This window comes from Jiella sp. M17.18, assembly GCF_041027365.1.
GTDB lineage: Bacteria > Pseudomonadota > Alphaproteobacteria > Rhizobiales > Rhizobiaceae > VKMB-3413.
Map to the genome: position 1 here is coordinate 1 of NZ_JBFTEH010000011.1, position 17,262 is coordinate 17,262.

At 67.3% G+C, this 17,262-nt stretch carries 16 protein-coding genes; 3 read left to right on the forward strand and 13 right to left on the reverse strand.

Going from position 1 to position 17,262, the window contains the following annotated elements; translation table 11 throughout:
• Positions 1-476: 476 nt before the first annotated feature.
• Both AB5S17_RS18280 and AB5S17_RS18285 read right to left on the reverse strand, forming a co-directional pair.
• On the reverse strand, positions 477-1,829 hold the full coding sequence (locus AB5S17_RS18280) for an Nramp family divalent metal transporter (RefSeq protein WP_369242038.1): 1,353 nt from the start codon (positions 1,827-1,829) through the stop codon (positions 477-479).
• A gap of 151 nt (positions 1,830-1,980) precedes the next feature.
• On the reverse strand, positions 1,981-2,415 hold the full coding sequence (locus AB5S17_RS18285) for an OsmC family protein (RefSeq protein WP_369242040.1): 435 nt from the start codon (positions 2,413-2,415) through the stop codon (positions 1,981-1,983).
• 229 nt (positions 2,416-2,644) lie between these two features.
• On the opposite strand from AB5S17_RS18285, the gene AB5S17_RS18290 reads away from it, so the two are divergent.
• From AB5S17_RS18290 to AB5S17_RS18300, 3 genes are all read left to right on the forward strand, one after another.
• On the forward strand, positions 2,645-3,610 hold the full coding sequence (locus AB5S17_RS18290) for a tyrosine recombinase XerC (protein ID WP_369242042.1): 966 nt from the start codon (positions 2,645-2,647) through the stop codon (positions 3,608-3,610).
• Positions 3,611-3,717: 107 nt separating this feature from the next.
• Positions 3,718-4,794 carry a TraB/GumN family protein gene (locus AB5S17_RS18295; RefSeq protein WP_369242044.1) on the forward strand — a complete coding sequence of 359 codons (1,077 nt, stop codon included), beginning with the start codon at positions 3,718-3,720 and terminating at the stop codon, positions 4,792-4,794.
• 159 nt (positions 4,795-4,953) lie between these two features.
• On the forward strand, positions 4,954-5,163 hold the full coding sequence (locus AB5S17_RS18300) for a hypothetical protein (protein ID WP_369242046.1): 210 nt from the start codon (positions 4,954-4,956) through the stop codon (positions 5,161-5,163).
• A 186-nt stretch (positions 5,164-5,349) separates the two neighbouring features.
• On the opposite strand, the gene lpdA is transcribed toward AB5S17_RS18300, so the two are convergent.
• The 11 genes from lpdA to sucC all read right to left on the reverse strand — a co-directional run bounded on the left by lpdA (position 5,350) and on the right by sucC (position 17,250).
• Complete coding sequence (gene lpdA / locus AB5S17_RS18305; RefSeq protein WP_369242048.1) at positions 5,350-6,759, reverse strand: dihydrolipoyl dehydrogenase; 1,410 nt, start codon at positions 6,757-6,759, stop codon at positions 5,350-5,352.
• Between the two features lie 44 nt (positions 6,760-6,803).
• Positions 6,804-7,229, reverse strand: coding sequence for an MAPEG family protein (locus AB5S17_RS18310; protein WP_369242050.1), 426 nt, complete (start codon positions 7,227-7,229; stop codon positions 6,804-6,806).
• A gap of 170 nt (positions 7,230-7,399) precedes the next feature.
• Positions 7,400-8,098 carry a DUF4241 domain-containing protein gene (locus AB5S17_RS18315; protein WP_369242052.1) on the reverse strand — a complete coding sequence of 233 codons (699 nt, stop codon included), beginning with the start codon at positions 8,096-8,098 and terminating at the stop codon, positions 7,400-7,402.
• The gene (locus tag AB5S17_RS18320; RefSeq protein WP_369242054.1) at positions 8,095-8,601 is read right to left on the reverse strand and encodes a hypothetical protein; all 507 of its coding nucleotides are present in this window, start codon (positions 8,599-8,601) and stop codon (positions 8,095-8,097) included. Before AB5S17_RS18320 ends, AB5S17_RS18315 begins: the two co-directional genes overlap by 4 nt.
• Positions 8,598-9,356, reverse strand: a complete 759-nt coding sequence (locus AB5S17_RS18325) for an SDR family oxidoreductase (protein ID WP_369242056.1) — start codon at positions 9,354-9,356, stop codon at positions 8,598-8,600. The genes AB5S17_RS18320 and AB5S17_RS18325 overlap by 4 nt, the downstream gene beginning before the upstream one ends.
• A 151-nt stretch (positions 9,357-9,507) precedes the next feature.
• A complete protein-coding gene (gene odhB / locus AB5S17_RS18330) occupies positions 9,508-11,118 on the reverse strand; it encodes a 2-oxoglutarate dehydrogenase complex dihydrolipoyllysine-residue succinyltransferase (protein ID WP_369242058.1) in 1,611 nt (536 codons plus the stop codon).
• Positions 11,119-11,170: 52 nt separating this feature from the next.
• On the reverse strand, positions 11,171-14,155 hold the full coding sequence (locus tag AB5S17_RS18335) for a 2-oxoglutarate dehydrogenase E1 component (RefSeq protein ID WP_369242060.1): 2,985 nt from the start codon (positions 14,153-14,155) through the stop codon (positions 11,171-11,173).
• A gap of 269 nt (positions 14,156-14,424) precedes the next feature.
• The gene (gene sucD, locus AB5S17_RS18340) at positions 14,425-15,336 is read right to left on the reverse strand and encodes a succinate--CoA ligase subunit alpha (protein ID WP_369242062.1); all 912 of its coding nucleotides are present in this window, start codon (positions 15,334-15,336) and stop codon (positions 14,425-14,427) included.
• Between the two features lie 32 nt (positions 15,337-15,368).
• Positions 15,369-15,761 (reverse strand): PIN domain-containing protein, encoded by a 393-nt coding sequence (locus tag AB5S17_RS18345; protein ID WP_369242064.1) that lies wholly within the window; start codon positions 15,759-15,761, stop codon positions 15,369-15,371.
• On the reverse strand, positions 15,712-16,005 hold the full coding sequence (locus AB5S17_RS18350) for a hypothetical protein (protein ID WP_369242066.1): 294 nt from the start codon (positions 16,003-16,005) through the stop codon (positions 15,712-15,714). The genes AB5S17_RS18345 and AB5S17_RS18350 overlap by 50 nt, the downstream gene beginning before the upstream one ends.
• 54 nt (positions 16,006-16,059) lie before the next feature.
• Complete coding sequence (gene sucC / locus AB5S17_RS18355; protein ID WP_369242068.1) at positions 16,060-17,250, reverse strand: ADP-forming succinate--CoA ligase subunit beta; 1,191 nt, start codon at positions 17,248-17,250, stop codon at positions 16,060-16,062.
• Positions 17,251-17,262: the final 12 nt, after the last annotated feature.

Consider the following 17,262-nt stretch of genomic DNA (forward strand, 5'->3'; position numbering starts at 1 on the left):
AATCCGGAAAGGATACCGGTCCAGCAGAGCCGCAGACTTACCGCCGCCCACGCTTCTCTTTCTTCTCTCATATCACAATGTCAAATAACACGCCGACATCAGTCGGCGGTGGGCCAATCACGACTTCCGTCGAAACCACCCTTTTGAAGACCTTGCCGTTGCCGGCGAACTCTTCTGAAACTCAGCGGCTGGGCCAACTCCGGAGCGAGCTGTTTGGCTCGCCGGCGGCGCCCTCGCCGTCGATGAGTGGCTTATAGGCCCTGCCCGCTTTCCAAGTCAACAGCCTTTTTTCGAAAAAGTGCAGTGCAGCGATTTTTTCCGGAATCGGCCTAACCCCTTGAGATCGTTCCTTCCCTCGCGTCATCCGCCCGTCATCCCGGATGAGCGCACTGAATCCGCTGGCCTTTTCGCGCGCTCCCCCGGCGGACGGTTTCCCGGGCGCCGGAAGCGGGAGGCCTGCAGCAGGCGGGCGCGGGTCAGGCCGTGCCCGTCACGGCGAAGTCGTAGACCAGCTTGGCGTTGAGGATGACGATGAGGACGGCGATCGCCCCCGCCAGGACCAGCATCCAGCTGGAGGCGCGATAGGCGCCCATCTTCCGCCGCTCCGCCGAGAACTGGACGAGCGGCACGACCGCGAAGGGCAGCTGCAGCGACAGGACCACCTGGCTCAGCACCAGGAGTTCGCCCGCGCCCTTCGACCCGTAGAGGATGATCCCGGCGGCGGCCGGCACGATCGCGATGCCCCGCGTGACCAGCCGGCGCGCCACCAGCGGTATGCGCATGCGCAGGAAGCCCTGCATGACGATCTGTCCGGCCATGGTCGCGGTGATGGTGGAGGAGAGGCCGGAGGCGAGCAGCGCGATCGCGAACAGGACCGGCGCGATCGCCGCGCCGAGCAGCGGCTGCAGGAGGCCGTGCGCCTGGCTGATATCCGTGATCGGGCCGGCGCCGCGGTCATGGAAGGCGGCGGCCGCGAGAATCAGGATCGCGCCGTTCACCAGGAAGGCGAAGGAGAGCGCGATGGTCGAATCGAGCGTCGCGAAGCGGATCGCCGTCCGCCGCCCGGCCTCGTCCTCGCGATAGGCGCGGGTCTGCAGGATCCCGGTGTGGAGGTAGAGGTTGTGCGGCATCACCGTCGCCCCGAGGATGCCGAGCGCGAGATAGAGCATCCGGCTGTCGGTGACGATCTCCGGCGTCGGCAGGAGCCCGTCGAAGATCGCGGCGATCGCCGGCTGCGCCAGGACGAGCTCGCCGACGAAGCAGATCGCGATGACCAGGATCATCGCGGTGACGAAGGCCTCGATCCAGCGGAAGCCCCGCCCTTGCAGGAAGAGGATCAGGAAGACGTCGAGCGCGGTGACGAGGACGCCCCAGACCAGCGGCAGGCCGAACAGGAGCTGAAGACCGACGGCGGTGCCGATGACCTCGGCGAGGTCGGTGGCGATGATGGCGATTTCGGCGAGCAGCCACAGGCCGAGGGAGACCGGCTTCGGATAGGCGTCCCGGCAGGCCTGGGCGAGATCGCGGCCGGTGGCGATGGCGAGCCGCGCGCAGAGTGCCTGCAGGAGGATGGCCATCAGCGAGGACAGGAGGACGGCGGTGAGCAGCGTATAGCCGAACTCCGATCCGCCGGCGAGCGAGGTCGCCCAGTTGCCGGGGTCCATGTAGCCGACGGCGACGAGGAAGCCGGGACCGAGGAAGGCGGCGAACCGCTTGAGGACGCTGCCGGATCCGACCGCCACCGACCGGTGGGATTCGCCAAGCGAGGCTTCGCCGGCTTCCGAGCGGAAGCCGAGGCCCGATCCGGTTCCGTAGCTGTCGTTCTTCACCCGCACTCCCGGCGCATGTTTCTCGTCGTAAGCGATACAAGCGGCCGGGCGGATGGTTCCCCCTGCCCCTGCAGCCGCGCGCGAGGCCGGCGTGCGGATGCCTGGGCGGCGACGGACCTCTCGTCGGTCCGGCGCCGCCCGGATCGTCCGCTCAGACGAGCTTGGCGTCGAGCGTCACGGTGATCGCGCCGAGCGCCTTGGAGACCGGGCAGCCGGCCTTGGCCTTGTTCGCCAGGTCGTCGAACGTCTGCGGATCGACGCCCGGGACCTTGGCCTCCAGCGTGATGGCGCTCCCCTTGATCTCGAAGCCCTCGGAGACCTGCTCGACATTCACCGCCGCGGTCGCCTTCAGCTCCGTGGCGGGCGTGCCGTTCTCGGCGAGGAAATGCGAGAGCTGCATGGCGAAGCAGCCGGCATGGGCGGCGGCCAGCAGCTCTTCCGGGTTGGTGCCCGACTTGCCGCTTTCGTCCTGGAAGCGCGCCTTGAAGGAATAGCCCTGGTCCTTTAACGCGCCGGACTGGGTGGTGATCGCGCCGGTGCCGTCGGCGAGGGCGCCCTTCCAGATGGCGGTGGCATGCCGTTTCATGAAAATCTCCGTCGGTTCGCGTTGGACGGACCGGACCGCGCCCGCCGTTCCCGGCGGCCGGTCCGGACCTTCGCCATCGCATCTAAGGCGGCAGAGCCATTTCCGAAGGATCTGCGTCGAAACCGCCCGTTCACCCGGCCTTGCGAGAATTCCCGTTCACCGGCAGGAACATGCGCGCACCACCGCTTCCTGCGGGACGCCGGTCGCGGCGCGCTTGACGGAGAGTTGAATGACTGAGGCCCTGCTCGTTCACGCCGACCGCGCCGTGCTCGACGAGAAGACCGCCTGGCTCGCGGCGCTGTCGAACGAGCGCGGCGCCAGCGACCATACGATCTCCGCCTATGAGCGCGACCTGCGGCAGTTCCTGACCTTCCTCACCGGCTATCACGGCCGCCCCGCCGCGCTCGCCGATCTCGCCGACGTCAAGGCGGCGGAGCTGCGCGCCTTCCTCGCCGCGCGGCGCCGCGACGGCGTCGGCGCGAAATCGCTCGGCCGCGGGCTTGCCGGCGTGCGCTCCTTCCTGCGCCATCTCGAGCGCAAGGGCCTCGCCTCCTCCGCCGGCGCGCGGGCGATGCGCGCGCCCAAGCAGCCGAAGTCGCTGCCGCGGCCGCTCAGCGTCGACGATGCCGTCGAGGTCGCGGAAGAGGCCGGCAGCTTTGCGGTGGAGCCGTGGATCGCGGCGCGCGACGTGGCGGTGCTGACGCTGCTCTACGGCTGCGGCCTGCGCATCTCCGAGGCGCTGTCCCTGCCCGGCGATGCGCTGACCGATCCGCAGCAGCGGGCGATGCCGATCCTCGGCAAGGGCGGCAAGACGCGCATCGTGCCGCTGCTTCCCGCCGTGCTTGAGGCGGTGGCGGACTATCGCCGGCTGTGCCCCTACGCGCTGGCGGCGGACGAGCCGCTGTTTCGCGGCGCCCGCGGCGGACCGCTGAAGGCGCAGATCGTCCAGCGGAACATGGCCCGCCTGCGCGGCGCGCTCGGCCTGCCCGAATCGGCGACGCCGCACGCGCTGCGCCACTCCTTTGCGACGCATCTCCTGTCGGCGGGCGGGGATCTCCGGACGATCCAGGACCTGCTCGGCCATGCCAGCCTGTCGACGACGCAGAACTACACCGCCGTCGATTCCGCCCGGCTGATGTCGGTCTACCAGTCGGCGCATCCGCGCGCGCGGCGGCGGGGCCGCAGCGCTCCGTGAGTCGTCGCCGGTCCGCCACGGCGAAATGCGGGCCAGCCGGTCCGCGTTTCAGGCTTTGGTCGCTTTTCGTCCCTATCTCTCGAAGCGGACACGACAAGGGCACGCCCATGAGCGACATTTTCCACCGCTTCGGCCTCGATCAGCTCGGCAAGATCCTGTTCCGGCTCGGCCTTGCCGTTCCCGGGCTGATCCTTGCCTGCCTCCTCGTCGGCCTCGTCGCCGCACGCGCCGAGGACAAGCCCGCCGATGCCACCTGTCACGGAAAGAATCTCGTCGACGCGCTTCGCGCGGACGGCAAGCTCGCCGGCGTGGAAGCCAAGGCGAAGGCCGTGCCGAACGGCGCCGGCAAGCTCTTCCGCATCGAGAAGGACGGGCTTCCCCCGTCCTACATCTTCGGCACCATGCATCTCACCGATCCGCGCGTGCTCACCCTGTCCGGGCCGGCCGAAACCGCCTTCGACAAGGCGAAGACGCTGGTCATCGAGACGACGGACGTGCTCGACCAGAAGAAGGCGATGGCGGCCCTGCTGCTGCATCCGGAAATCCTGAACCTTCCGGACGGCAAGACCCTGTCGGATTATCTCGATGCCAAGGAGAAGGCGGCGGTCGAGGCGGCCCTGAAGAAGCGGGGGATCCCCTTCTCGACGATCCAGACGCTGCAGCCCTGGTTCACCTCGGCGTCCTTCATGCTGCCGGCCTGCGAAACCGAGCGCAAGCAATCCGGCGAGCCGGTGCTCGACGTCGAACTCGCCAAGCGCGCGAAGGCCGCCGGCAAGCCCGTCGAAGGGTTGGAGACGGCGGAGGAGCAGCTGTCCGCGCTCGCCGGGATCCCGCTGAAGACGCAGGCCGACAGCCTGGTGGCGACGCTTCAGGTCGAGAACCGCATGCCGGACATCCTGGAGACGATGATCTCGCTCTATCTGAAGGGCGACATCGCGATGATCATGCCGGCAATCGAGGCCGCAGTGCCGAATGGCGGTCTCATCGTCGGGACCACGGAAGGCGATGCCGCCTTCGAAGAACGGGTTGTCACCGACCGCAACGTCCGGATGGCCGAGCGCCTGCAGCCGATCCTTTCGAAGGGCGGCGCCTTCGTCGCCGTCGGCGCGCTGCATCTTCCGGGGGAGAAGGGCGTCGTCGCCTTGCTGCGCAAGGACGGCTGGACGGTCACGCGCGCGGACTGACGGCCGGGAGCGCACGGTGGGCGACGCCCCGGCCGCCACGGAGCTGCCTGCCCCGCAGCCCACGCAAACGTGACTCCTTCGCGACCTCGCCGTTGCTGTTCACCCTGCGGAAGGAGGGGTAGCATCGCTGCGTTCGACACACACCGCGGAGCGAATGCCATGAGAGCCATATTCGCAGTGACGACCCTCGGCCTTCTGATCTCCGGCACCGCCGGCGCGCTGGCCTGCGACTTCCAGCGTACGGCCGGGACCGAGGCGCCGATGACGCCGATCGAGACCGCCCAGACCACGCGGTCGGACCTGCCGTCGCTTCCGGCGACGGCCGCACCGGCCAAGGCCGAGACGGTGGTGAAGCAAGACAAGGGCTGATCCGGCCAGGCCCACGGGCAGATGCGACGATCCCCGGAGGAAGGCGGAGAGGTCCACGGCCTTCCGCAGCGAGATAGAACGAGGTCCTGCGCAGCCGGATAGCAAAAGAGCGCCCTCCCGAAGAGGAGGACGCTCCCTGCACGCGGATGCGCCGAGCGGGCCGTCCCGCGGCCCGGCAGGCGGCCGTCAGATATGGATCGGCTTGGCGAAGGCCGCGAAGGCCGCCTCGCGCACGGCCTCCGACAGGGTCGGATGGGCGTGGCTGGTGCGGGCGAGATCCTCCGAGGCGCCGCCGAACTCCATCAAGAGCGCGGCTTCGGCGATCATGTCGCCTGCGTCCGCGCCGAGGATGTGGCAGCCGAGCACCCGGTCGGTCTCGGCGTCCGCGAGCACCTTCACGAAGCCGTCGGTCTGGAGCATCGCCCGGGCACGCCCGTTGGCCATGAAGGGGAACTTGCCGACCTTGTAGGCAACGCCCGCCTTCTTCAGCTCCTCCTCGGTCCGGCCGACCGAGGCGACTTCCGGCGAGGTGTAGACCACCGAGGGGATCGCCTCGTAGTTCACGTGGCCGGCCTGGCCCGCGAGAATCTCGGCGAGTGCGACGCCTTCGTCCTCGGCCTTGTGGGCGAGCATCGCGCCCTTCACCACGTCGCCGATGGCATAGATGCCGTCGACATTCGTCTTGAAGTGGGCGTCTATCTCGACCCGGCCCCGATCGTCCAGCGCGACGCCGGCTTCCTTGAGGCCGAGGCCGTCGGTGTACGGCTTGCGGCCCGTGGCGACGAGCACGACGTCGGCGTCGAGGGTCTGCGCCTCGCCGCCCTTGGCCGGCTCGAAGGTGACGGAGGCGCCGCCGTCCTTGGCCGCGACGCCGGTGACCCTGGCGCCGAGATGGAATTCCAGCCCCTGCTTGACCAGGAGCTTCTGGAAGGCCGAGGAGACCTCGCCGTCCATCGGCCCGAGCACCTTGTCGAGATATTCGACCACGGTGACCTTGGCGCCGAGCCGCGACCAGACCGAGCCGAGCTCGAGGCCGATGACGCCGCCGCCGACGACGACCATCTTCTCCGGCACTTTGTCCAGCGCGATGGCGTCGTCCGAGGAGACGATGGCCTTCCCGTCGAACTTGACGTCGACGCCGGGAATGCCGGCGACCTCGGAGCCCGTCGCGATGCAGATGTTCTTCGTCTGCAGCGTCTCGGTAGACCCGTCCTCCCTGGTCACCTCGACGACGCCCGCCGACTTGATCTTCCCGGTGCCGGTGATGCCGGTGATCTTGTTCTTCTTGAAGAGGTAGGCGATGCCGTCGACGTTCGACTTCACCGTCTTGTCCTTGTGGGACATCATCGACGGCAGGTCGAGCTCCGGCGTCGCCTTGATGCCGAGGGTCGCGAAGGAGTGACCGGCCTCCTCGAAGCGCTCCGAGGCGTAGAGCAGCGCCTTCGACGGGATGCAGCCGACGTTCAGGCAGGTGCCGCCATAGGTCTTGCGCTTCTCGACGCAGGCGACCTTGAGGCCGAGCTGCGCCGCCTTAATGGCGCAGACATAGCCGCCGGGGCCCGAGCCGATGACGACGAGATCGAAAGTGTCAGCCATGAGGAAGAAGTCCTGTCAGATTCGGGACGGACCTCTCCGGCCCGTCAGGTAAGGAGGTCGAAGACCATGAGGATCAGCCCGAGGATCGAGCCGACGAAGACGAGGGTTCGGAGCCAGGGGATACCCGCATAATAGACGGGTGCATAGACCAAACGCGCCAAGAACCACAGCCAGGCGCCCGACAATCCGATCCCGCCGGTCTGGCCGGAGACGACGAGGCCGAGCGTCAGCGCGACGAACAGCGGATAGGTCTCCATGAAGTTCGACCAGGCCCGCTTCGCACGGCCGGCGAAGACGCCGGAGAGCTGCGGATTGTCGTCGCGCGGACTGACGGCGGTCCTGAGCCCGAGGTCTGGTGTCGCCGTCAGGATATGGACTGCCAGCATGACGAGGGCGAGAACGACCGACCATCCGAGCAGCCACAGCTCGGTCGGCATGCTGAGGGCGGCGGCAGGCGTGGTGGTGTCCATCACGGTCACTCCGGTCGGGAAAGACAGGCGCACCCTGCCAGAGAGCATTCCCCAGCGGAATATGTCAAACGGCAGCGGAGCCGCAGCCGATACGACAGAAAGCCCCTTCGCCCTGTCGCCTTCCCGCCGCGACCCTCAGGCCCCGCAACACGGCCGACGGCAGATGCAGGTCACGGAGCCCGGAACGGTTCGGGGAAGCCGGCCTCCCATTCGAACTCCTTCTCGACGATGCCGAAACTGGTGATCAGCCTCGCCGGCGCACCGGACGAATCGTAGGCCCAGTAGCAGGGATAGCTGCCGTCGCCGTCGCCGGTGCGGAAGAAGAAGGCGTTGAGGTCCGTGCTCTTGAACCGGTGTTCCAAGCCCTCGTCGCTCGCAAAGGCGAGATCGAGGAGATTGACGTCGTCGTCACCCTCCGGATCGTAATTCTCCTCGGCGTAAACGAGATGGGGTTTCGCCGCGGCGTCGCAGAAGCAGCCGGCCGCCGCCTCCACCGCATAGCTGGCGTCGTAGATGTCGGTTTCCGGTCCCTGTCCCTCACGAAGTGCCAAGGCATGGGAGGCGGGCGGCGCGTCGGAGATCCGGAGTTCGACGAGCGCGAGGATGAAATGATCCCAGCTGTCGTAGGTGAAACTCTTCTGGTAGGCGTAAACCGGATAGCGGCCGGGCGCGACGCGCTCTGCGAGCGGAACGAGATCCTTCGTATAGGCGGTGGGGTCGCCGACCAGGATGCGACCGGTCGGCAGTTCGAGCGTGCCGAGCGTCAGCCGGCGGAGCCCATAGCGAACGAGGGTGCGGTCCGACAGCCGGGGATGGCGCAGCACTCGCCACGCGTAGCCCTCCGGCGGCTCGCGCCCGCGCACCGTCATCCGAGACCGCCGTCGGGACAGCTTCCCTCGGTCGCCTTGAACGCCCCCGTCGCCGGCTGGAGCTTCGCCTTGACGATCTGCAGCGGCTTGAACGGCGGTGTCGCCTGCACCGCCGGCTGGACGAGGCGCGTCTCGTAGCAGCCGGAGAACACCGTCTTCTTGCCGTCGGTTGTCGTCGCCTCGACGACGACGGGGAGGTTGGTGTAGATCGAGCCGGCGGCGCCGTCGTCCATCGGCTTGCCGAACTTCACCCGCACCTTCTTGGTGTTCTCGTAGCCCTTGGCGAAGCTGTCGAAGCTGCCCTGCCCGGCGCTGTCGGCGAAATAGCTCCAGGCGCGCAGATATTCGTGGCGGTTGACGGCGTTGTAGAGCGATCGGACCAGCGTCACCGCCGTCGAGCGGTTGTCGAGATACTTCGCGGGACCGGCCGCGGAAGCCGGTGCCGCGGCGGCGAGAACGGTCGCGGCCGACAGGCCCGCGAGGATGCGCTTTGTTTCAATCATGGCAGGATAGACCTTGCGCCGGAGACATCGAGGATTGCACCTGTTGAATAACTCGCCTCGGGCGACAAAAGCCAGAGGATCGCGCGCGCCACTTCCTCGGCCGTACCGGCGCGCCGCATCGGCAGGCCCGGGCCCATCTCGGCCACCCGGTCCGGCTGACCGCCGGAGGCATGGATGTCGGTGTCGATGATGCCGGGACGCACCGCGCAAACCCGGATGCCCTCGTCGATCACCTCCCTGGCGAGGCCGACGGTAAAGGTGTCGATCGCGCCCTTCGACGCGGCGTAGTCGACATACTGCCCCGCACCGCCGAGCTTGGCCGCGACGGAGGAGACGTTAACGATGCCGCCGCCCCGGCCGCCGCGCTTGGTCGACATGCGGCGCACCGCCTCACGGGCGCAGAGGAGGCTGCCGGTGACGTTGACGCGCAGCATCCGCTCGATGCGCGCGGCGCTCATCTCGGCGAGCGGCATGACCTGATCGACGATGCCGGCATTGTTGACGAGGGCCGTGAGCGTGCCGAACCGGTCGGCCGCTTCGAACAACTCGGCGATATCGGCTTCGAAGCCGACATCGGCGGCCACGGCGATCGCCCTGCGGCCGGCAGCTTCGATCGTCGCGACGACACCGTCCGCGGCGTCACGGTTCGACGCATAGTTGACGACGACGGCGTAGCCAACGGCGGCCCCCAGGACCGCGGTCGCGGCACCGATTCCGCGCGAGCCGCCCGTCACGATCATCACCCTGTCGTTCATCGGCCCGCCCATCGCTCGACGCCAACTTCAGAACATAACATAAACATGGAGCTGCAGACTCCGCAACGTCCTGCGCCTCCGGAAGCGGAAAACAAAAAGGCCGCGGACAAAGCCGCGGCCTTCTCGGATCATTCCCGGATCGCCGGCAATGCTACAGGTCGAGCACCAGGCGCTCCGGATCCTCCAGGCTCTCCTTGACGCGGACGAGGAAGGTCACGGCTTCCTTGCCGTCGACGATCCGGTGGTCGTAGGAGAGCGCCAGGTACATCATCGGGCGGATGACCACCTGGCCGCCAATCGCCATCGGCCGCTCCTGGATCTTGTGCATGCCGAGGATGCCGGACTGCGGCGCGTTGAGGATCGGCGTCGACATCAGGGAGCCGTAGACGCCGCCGTTGGTGATGGTGAAGGTGCCGCCCTGCATGTCGGCCATGGCGAGCTTGCCGTCGCGCGCCGCCTTGGCGAGGCGGCCGAGTTCCTTCTCGACCTCGGCGACGGTCATCTGGTCGGCGTCGCGGATCACCGGAACGACGAGGCCCTTGTCGGTGCCGACCGCCATGCCGATGTGGGCGTAGTTCTTGTAGACGAGGTCGGTGCCGTCGATCTCGGCGTTGACCGCCGGAACTTCCTTCAGCGCATGGCAGACCGCCTTGGTGAAGAAGCCCATGAAGCCGAGCTTCACGCCGTGCTTCTTCTCGAACAGGTCCTTGTACTTCTTGCGCAGTTCCATCACCGCCGTCATGTCCACCTCGTTGAAGGTGGTCAGCATGGCCGCGGTGTCCTGCGCGTCCTTCAGCCGGCGCGCGATGGTCTGGCGCAGGCGGGTCATCTTCACCCGCTCCTCGCGAGCCTCGTCGCTCTGCGACGACGGCGCGCGCGGCGCCTTGGCTTCTGCCGGGCGCTCCTGCGTGGTCGACGGCGCGCCGCGGGCGATCGCTGCCAGGACGTCGCCCTTCAGCACCTGGCCCTTGCGGCCCGAGCCCTCGACATCGCCGGAGGAGAGGCCCTTCTCCTCCATCATCTTGCGGGCGGACGGCGCCGGCGGACGGCCGCCGTTCGCCTCCGCCTCGGCGGCGCGCCGCGGATGCTGGTCGGTCCCGCCGGCACTCGGCTGCGGAGCGGCGGCACCATTGCCGGACCCGGCCGAAGCGCCTTCCTCGATCTTCAGGAGCAGCGCGCCGACCTGGACCTCGTCGCCCTGGCTGACGACCATCTCGCGGATGACGCCGGCGACGGGCGACGGGATCTCCTGCGCAGCCTTGTCGGTCTCGAGTTCCAGCAGCGACTCGTCGACCGCGACGGCGTCGCCGACCTTCTTGAAGATCTGGCCGACCGTCGCCTCGGTGACCGACTCGCCCGCCGCCGGCACGTTGACCGCGACGAGATTGCCGGAGGCCGCCGGCGCCTTCTGATCGCCCTTGGCGCCGCCGCCGTAGTCGGCGGTCGTGTCTGACGCCGCGTCCGCCTTGGCGGCCTGGCTCTTGGCCTTCTGCGTCGGCTTTACGTCACCGGGCGCCTTGCCCTGGCCCTCGCCGATCGCTCCGATCACCGCGCCGACCTCGACGGTCTCGCCCGCCTGAACCGTGATGTCCTGAAGGACGCCCGCCGCCGGCGCCGGCACCTCGACCGTCACCTTGTCGGTCTCCAGCTCGGCGATCGTCTCGTCGAGCTCGACCCGGTCGCCCGGTTGCTTGAACCACTGGCCGACCGTCGCCTCGGTGACGGACTCGCCCAGCGTCGGGACTTTGATGTCGGTGCTCATCGCTCTCGTTTCGTCTTTCGGGTTCTTCGTGTTCAGTCGGGGCGGCGGCCGGTCAGCCGAGCGCATCCTCGAGGAAGGCCGCCAGCTGCTTCAGGTGGTTCGCCATGGTGCCGGCCGCGGTCGAGGCCGAAGCCGGGCGGCCGGTGTAGCGCACGCGCCGGGTCTCGGCGCCGATGTGGTCGAGCACCCATTCCAGATACGGATCGATGAAGGCCCAGGCGCCCATGTTCTTCGGCTCTTCCTGGCACCAGACCATCTCGGCGCCCTTGAAGCGCGAGAGCTCGTTGATCAGCGCCTTGGCCGGGAACGGATAGAGCTGTTCGAGGCGCAGCAGGTAGACGTCGTTGACGCCGCGCTTCTCCCGCTCCTCCAGGAGGTCGTAGTAGACCTTGCCGGTGCACATCACGACGCGCCGGATCTTGTCGTCCTTGACGAGCTTGATCGGCGAATCCTTCTGCATCTCCGCATCGTCCCAGAGCAGGCGATGGAAGCTCGTCTCGCCCGCCATCTCCGACAGGGTCGAGACCGCCCGCTTGTGGCGCAGCAGCGACTTCGGCGTCATCAGGATCAGCGGCTTGCGGAACTCGCGCTTCAGCTGGCGCCGAAGGATATGGAAGTAGTTCGCCGGCGTCGTGCAGTTGGCGACCTGCATGTTGTCCTCGGCGCACATCTGCAGGAAGCGCTCGAGGCGCGCGGAGGAGTGCTCCGGCCCCTGCCCCTCATAGCCGTGCGGCAGCAGGCAGACGAGGCCGGACATGCGCAGCCACTTGCGCTCGCCGGACGAGATGAACTGGTCGAAGACCACCTGCGCGCCGTTGGCGAAGTCGCCGAACTGCGCCTCCCAGAGCGTCAGCGCGTTCGGCTCGGCGAGCGAGTAGCCGTATTCGTAGCCGAGCACGGCTTCTTCCGAGAGCATCGAGTTGATGACCTCGTAGACGGCCTGGCCCTTGGCGAGGTTCGCCAGCGGGATGTAGCGGTCCTCGGTCTCCTGGTCGTAGAGCACCGAATGGCGCTGCGAGAAGGTGCCGCGCTCGGAGTCCTGACCGGACAGGCGGACCGGATGGCCCTCGGTGACGAGCGTGCCGAAGGCGAGCACCTCGGCCGTCGCCCAGTCGACGCCCTCGCCGCTCTCGAAGATCTTCGAGCGGTTGTCGAGGAAGCGCTGGATGGTGCGGTGGACGTTGAAGCCGTCCGGCACGGCGACGAGCTTGGCGCCGATGTCCTTCAGCGTCTTCATTGGGACGCCGGTGACGCCGCGGCGCGGCTCGTCCTCCTGCTCGGCCTTGCGAAGCCCCGACCAGGCGCCGTCCAGCCAGTCGGCCTTGTTCGGCATGTAGGACTGGCCGGCCTCGAACTCCTCGTCCAGCGTCTGGCGCCACTCGGCCCGGCGCTCCTCGACCTGCTCCTCGGTGAGCATGCCTTCGGCGACGAGCTTCCTGGCGTAGATTTCCAGCGTCGAGGGATGGTCCTTGATCGTCCGGTACATGATCGGCTGGGTGAAGCCCGGCTCGTCGCCCTCATTGTGGCCGAAGCGCCGGTAGCAGAACATGTCGATGACGACCGGCTTGTGGAACTTCATCCGGAACTCGGTCGCGACCTTCGCCGCATAGACCACCGCTTCCGGATCGTCGCCGTTGACGTGGAAGATCGGCGCCTCGACGATCTTGGCGACGTCCGAGGGATAGGGCGAGGAGCGCGAGAAGCGCGGATTGGTGGTGAAGCCGATCTGGTTGTTGATGATGAAGTGCACCGTGCCCGCGACGCGGTGGCCGCGCAGGCCCGACAGGCCGAAGCACTCGGCGACGACGCCCTGGCCGGCGAAGGCCGCATCGCCGTGGATCAGGAGCGGCAGGATCTGCGCCCGCGTTTCCTGCGGCACGATCTCGTTGCGCGCGCGGCCGGCCAGCGCGTCCTGCTTGGCGCGCGCCTTGCCCATCACGACGGGGTCGACGATTTCGAGATGCGAGGGGTTCGCGGTCAGCGACAGATGCACCTTGTTCTGGTCGAACTCGCGGTCCGAGGAGGCACCGAGGTGGTACTTGACGTCACCCGAGCCCTCGACGTCGTCGGGCTTGAACGACCCGCCCTTGAACTCGTGGAAGATCGCCCGGTGCGGCTTGCCCATCACCTGGGAGAGCACGTTCAGCCGGCCGCGATGCGCCATGCCGAGCACGATCTCCTTCATGCCGAGCTGGCCGCCCCGCTTGATAATCTGCTCCAGCGCCGGGATCAGCGCCTCCGAGCCGTCGAGGCCGAAGCGCTTGGTCCCCTTGTACTTGACGTCCAGGAACTTCTCGAAGCCTTCCGCCTCGATCAGCTTGTTGAGGATGGCGCGCTTGCCCTCGTCGGTGAAGGCGACGCCCTTGTCCGGCCCCTCGATGCGCTCCTGCAGCCAACCCTTCTCGTCCGGGTTGGAGATGTGCATGAACTCGATGCCGAAGGTCGAGCAGTAGGTGCGCTCCAGGATGTCGACCATCTGGCGGATGGTCGCGAACTCCATGCCGAGCACGTTGTCGATGTAGATCTTGCGGTCGTAGTCGGCTTCGGTGAAGCCGTAGGCCTTGGGCGACAGCTCGTTGTAGTCGTCGTCGGCGGGCTTGGCGATGCCGAGCGGGTCGAGCTTGGCGTGGAGATGGCCGCGCACGCGGTAGGCGCGGATCAGCATCAGCGCGCGCACCGAATCGCGCGTCGCCTGGTGCACCGCCTCCGAGGAGAGGTCGACGCCGGCGCTCTGCGCCTTCGCCTTGACCTTGGTCTCGATTCGCGCCTCGACCGGCCCCCAGTTGCCGTCGAGCGCGGAGACGAGTTCGCCGTTCGGCGTGATCGGCCAGTTCGGGCGCGCCCAGGAGGCACCTTCGGCATTCTTCAGGACGGTGCGCTTCTCGTCCTTCAGCTCCTTGAAGAAATCGCCCCATCCGGCATCCACCGAGGAGGGATCCGCCTCGTACTGGGCGTAGAGCTCCTCGATGTAGTCAGCATTGCCGCCATAGAGGAAGGAGGTGAGCGCGAAGTTCTCGTTCGCCTGATTGCGTGCCATCGGTGCCGTTTGCGACGCGCCGCGCGCGCCGCCTCCTGTCATTGTCCGCGCCGACCCCGGCGGCCGCCTGCCGGCCGGGCATCGTCGTTCGGGACCCGTTGGACTCCGTCTTGGGCAAAGCCGTGGCGCGGGAGCCCGTCGCGCCACTTTTCCTTCCTGCCCGCCAACCGTTCATGCGCGCGATGCGTTGCGATTTCTTTGCGATCGCGCCCGCTGAACGGCTCAAAATGCCGCTGCGGCAGACTTTACCGCCGCAGCCTTCCCGCGTCTCAGCCCTTCAGGACCTCGACCAGCGTCTTGCCGAGCTGGGCCGGCGACGGCGACACGCGGATGCCCGCCGCCTCCATCGCGGCGATCTTGTCCTCGGCGCCGCCCTTGCCGCCGGAGACGACCGCGCCCGCATGGCCCATGGTGCGGCCCTTCGGCGCAGTGCGGCCGGCAATGAAGCCGACCATCGGCTTCTTCCGGCCCTTCGCCGCCTCGTCCTTGAGGAACTGCGCCGCGTCCTCCTCCGCCGAGCCGCCGATCTCGCCGATCATGATGATCGACTGCGTGGCATCGTCGGCGAGGAACATCTCGAGGACGTCGATGAACTCGGTGCCCTTCACCGGATCGCCGCCGATGCCGACGGCCGTGGTCTGGCCGAGGCCCTCGTTGGTGGTCTGGAAGACCGCCTCGTATGTAAGCGTTCCCGAGCGCGATACGATGCCGACATTGCCCTTTTTGAAGATGTTGCCGGGCATGATGCCGATCTTGCACTCTTCCGGCGTCAGGACGCCCGGGCAGTTCGGCCCGATGAGGCGCGACTTCGACTTCTCCAGCTTGGCCTTGACCTTGACCATGTCGGTCACCGGGATGCCCTCGGTGATGCAGACGATCAGCGCGACCTCGGCGTCAATCGCCTCCTCGATCGCGGCGGCGGCGCCGGCCGGGGGCACGTAGATCACCGAGGCGGTGGCGCCGGTCTTGTCCTTGGCTTCGGCGACGGAGGTGAAGATCGGCAGCTGCACGGCCTTGCCGCCGGCATGGCCTTCCCACATCTCGCCGCCCTTCTTCGGATGCGTGCCGCCGACCATCTGCGTGCCGTAATAGGCGAGAGCCTGCTCTGTGTGGAAGGTGCCGGTCTTGCCGGTCAGGCCCTGCACGATGACCTTGGTGTTCTTGTCGACGAGAATGGACATGGGCGTGTTCGACTCCTTGCGGTCAGTCGGCCTTAGAGGAATGGATTGACGACGCGGACAGACCCGTAGGTCTGACCGTTGTTGAGATCTTCCGAATAGAAGATCGGCGCGCCGAGGCGCTCGGCCGCCGCGAGAAGCGCGGCGTCGTAATACTGGATGCGGTAGCGCTGCTGAAGCCAAAGTCCCCGCCGGACGATGTCGACATCGACCACAGTGAACGGCATCGAAGAGAGAAATTCGATCCAGCGCTCGATCTGATCGACCGGCAGTTCCACCTTTGCCCGTGTCGAGGCGTTGACGAATTCGGCGATGCTTTGAGCCGAAACGCCGAAGATGTTGCCCAGCACGATGTCGCGCGAGATGGACGTCTTGCGTTCATCGATCGGACGCCTCTCCGCCGCCCAGATCAGAATATTGGTGTCCATGAAGCTCATCGGCGCCATGACGACGGCTCAGCTCCTTCACGTTCGTTCCGGGCTCGAACTCGAGCGTCGACTCTTCCATCAGCTTCCGCATGCCGGCACGAGCCCACTCGATCCGCGCGTCCTGCTCGACTTCCTGCGCGAGCAGCGACCGGACCATTGCGTTGAGCGTCGTGTGGCGCCGTTCCGCGAGCGCGCGAGCGCGCTCCAGAAGCGTTTCGTCCATGGCGAGGGTGACGTTCTTCATGGCTCACCTCCACATAATCACACAGGATCAATATGTGTGATTATGTGTACCCGCTCAACCCACCGCCGCGACGATCTTCTTCGCCGCGTCGTCGAGGTCGTCGGCCGCGGTGATGGCGAGGCCGGACTCGTTGAGGATCTTCTTGCCGAGGTCGACATTCGTGCCCTCCAGGCGCACGACCAGCGGCACCTTCAGACCGACCTCCTTGACCGCCGCGACGACGCCCTCGGCGATGACGTCGCACTTCATGATGCCGCCGAAGATGTTGACGAGGATGCCCTTCACGTTCGGGTCGGCGGTGATGATCTTGAAGGCCGCGGTGACCTTCTCCTTGTTGGCACCGCCGCCGACGTCGAGGAAGTTCGCCGGCTCCTTGCCGTAGAGCTTGATGATGTCCATCGTCGCCATGGCGAGGCCGGCCCCGTTGACCATGCAGCCGATGTCGCCGTCGAGCGCCACATAGGCGAGGTCGTACTTCGACGCCTCGATCTCCTTGGCGTCCTCCTCGGTCTCGTCGCGCAGCGCCTTCATGTCCTCGTGGCGGAACAGGGCGTTGTTGTCGAACGAGACCTTGGCGTCGAGCACGCGCAGATGTCCGTCGGTCATGACGATCAGCGGGTTGATCTCGAGCAGGCTCATGTCCTTCTCGGTGAACGCCTTGTAGAGGATCGGGAAGAGCTGCATCCCGTCCACCTTGGCGGCACCGCCGAGGTTGAGGGCGGAGCAGAGCTTCTCGGCATCGGCGGCGGTGACGCCGGCGACCGGATCGATCGCCACGGTGACGATCTTCTCCGGCGTCTCCTCGGCGACCGTCTCGATGTCCATGCCGCCCTCGGTCGAGGCGACGAAGGCGATCCGGCCGACCGAGCGGTCGACCAGCAGCGAGAGATAGAGCTCGCGGTCGATGTCGGCGCCGTCCTCGATGTAGAGGCGGTTCACCTGCTTGCCGGCCTCGCCGGTCTGCTTGGTGACGAGCGTGTGGCCGAGCATTTCCTTGGCGTTGGCGACCACCTCGGCCACCGACTTCGCGAGCCGCACCCCGCCCTTGGCGTCGGGACCGAGCTCCTTGAACTTGCCCTTGCCACGCCCGCCGGCATGGATCTGGCTCTTCACGACGTAGAGGGGGCCGGGAAGCTTCTTCGCCGCAGCCTCGGCCTCGTCGGCGCTGGTGATGGGCACGCCCGCAGCCACCGGCGCGCCGTAGCTCTTCAGGACTTCCTTGGCCTGGTATTCGTGAATGTTCATGGGATACGGGTC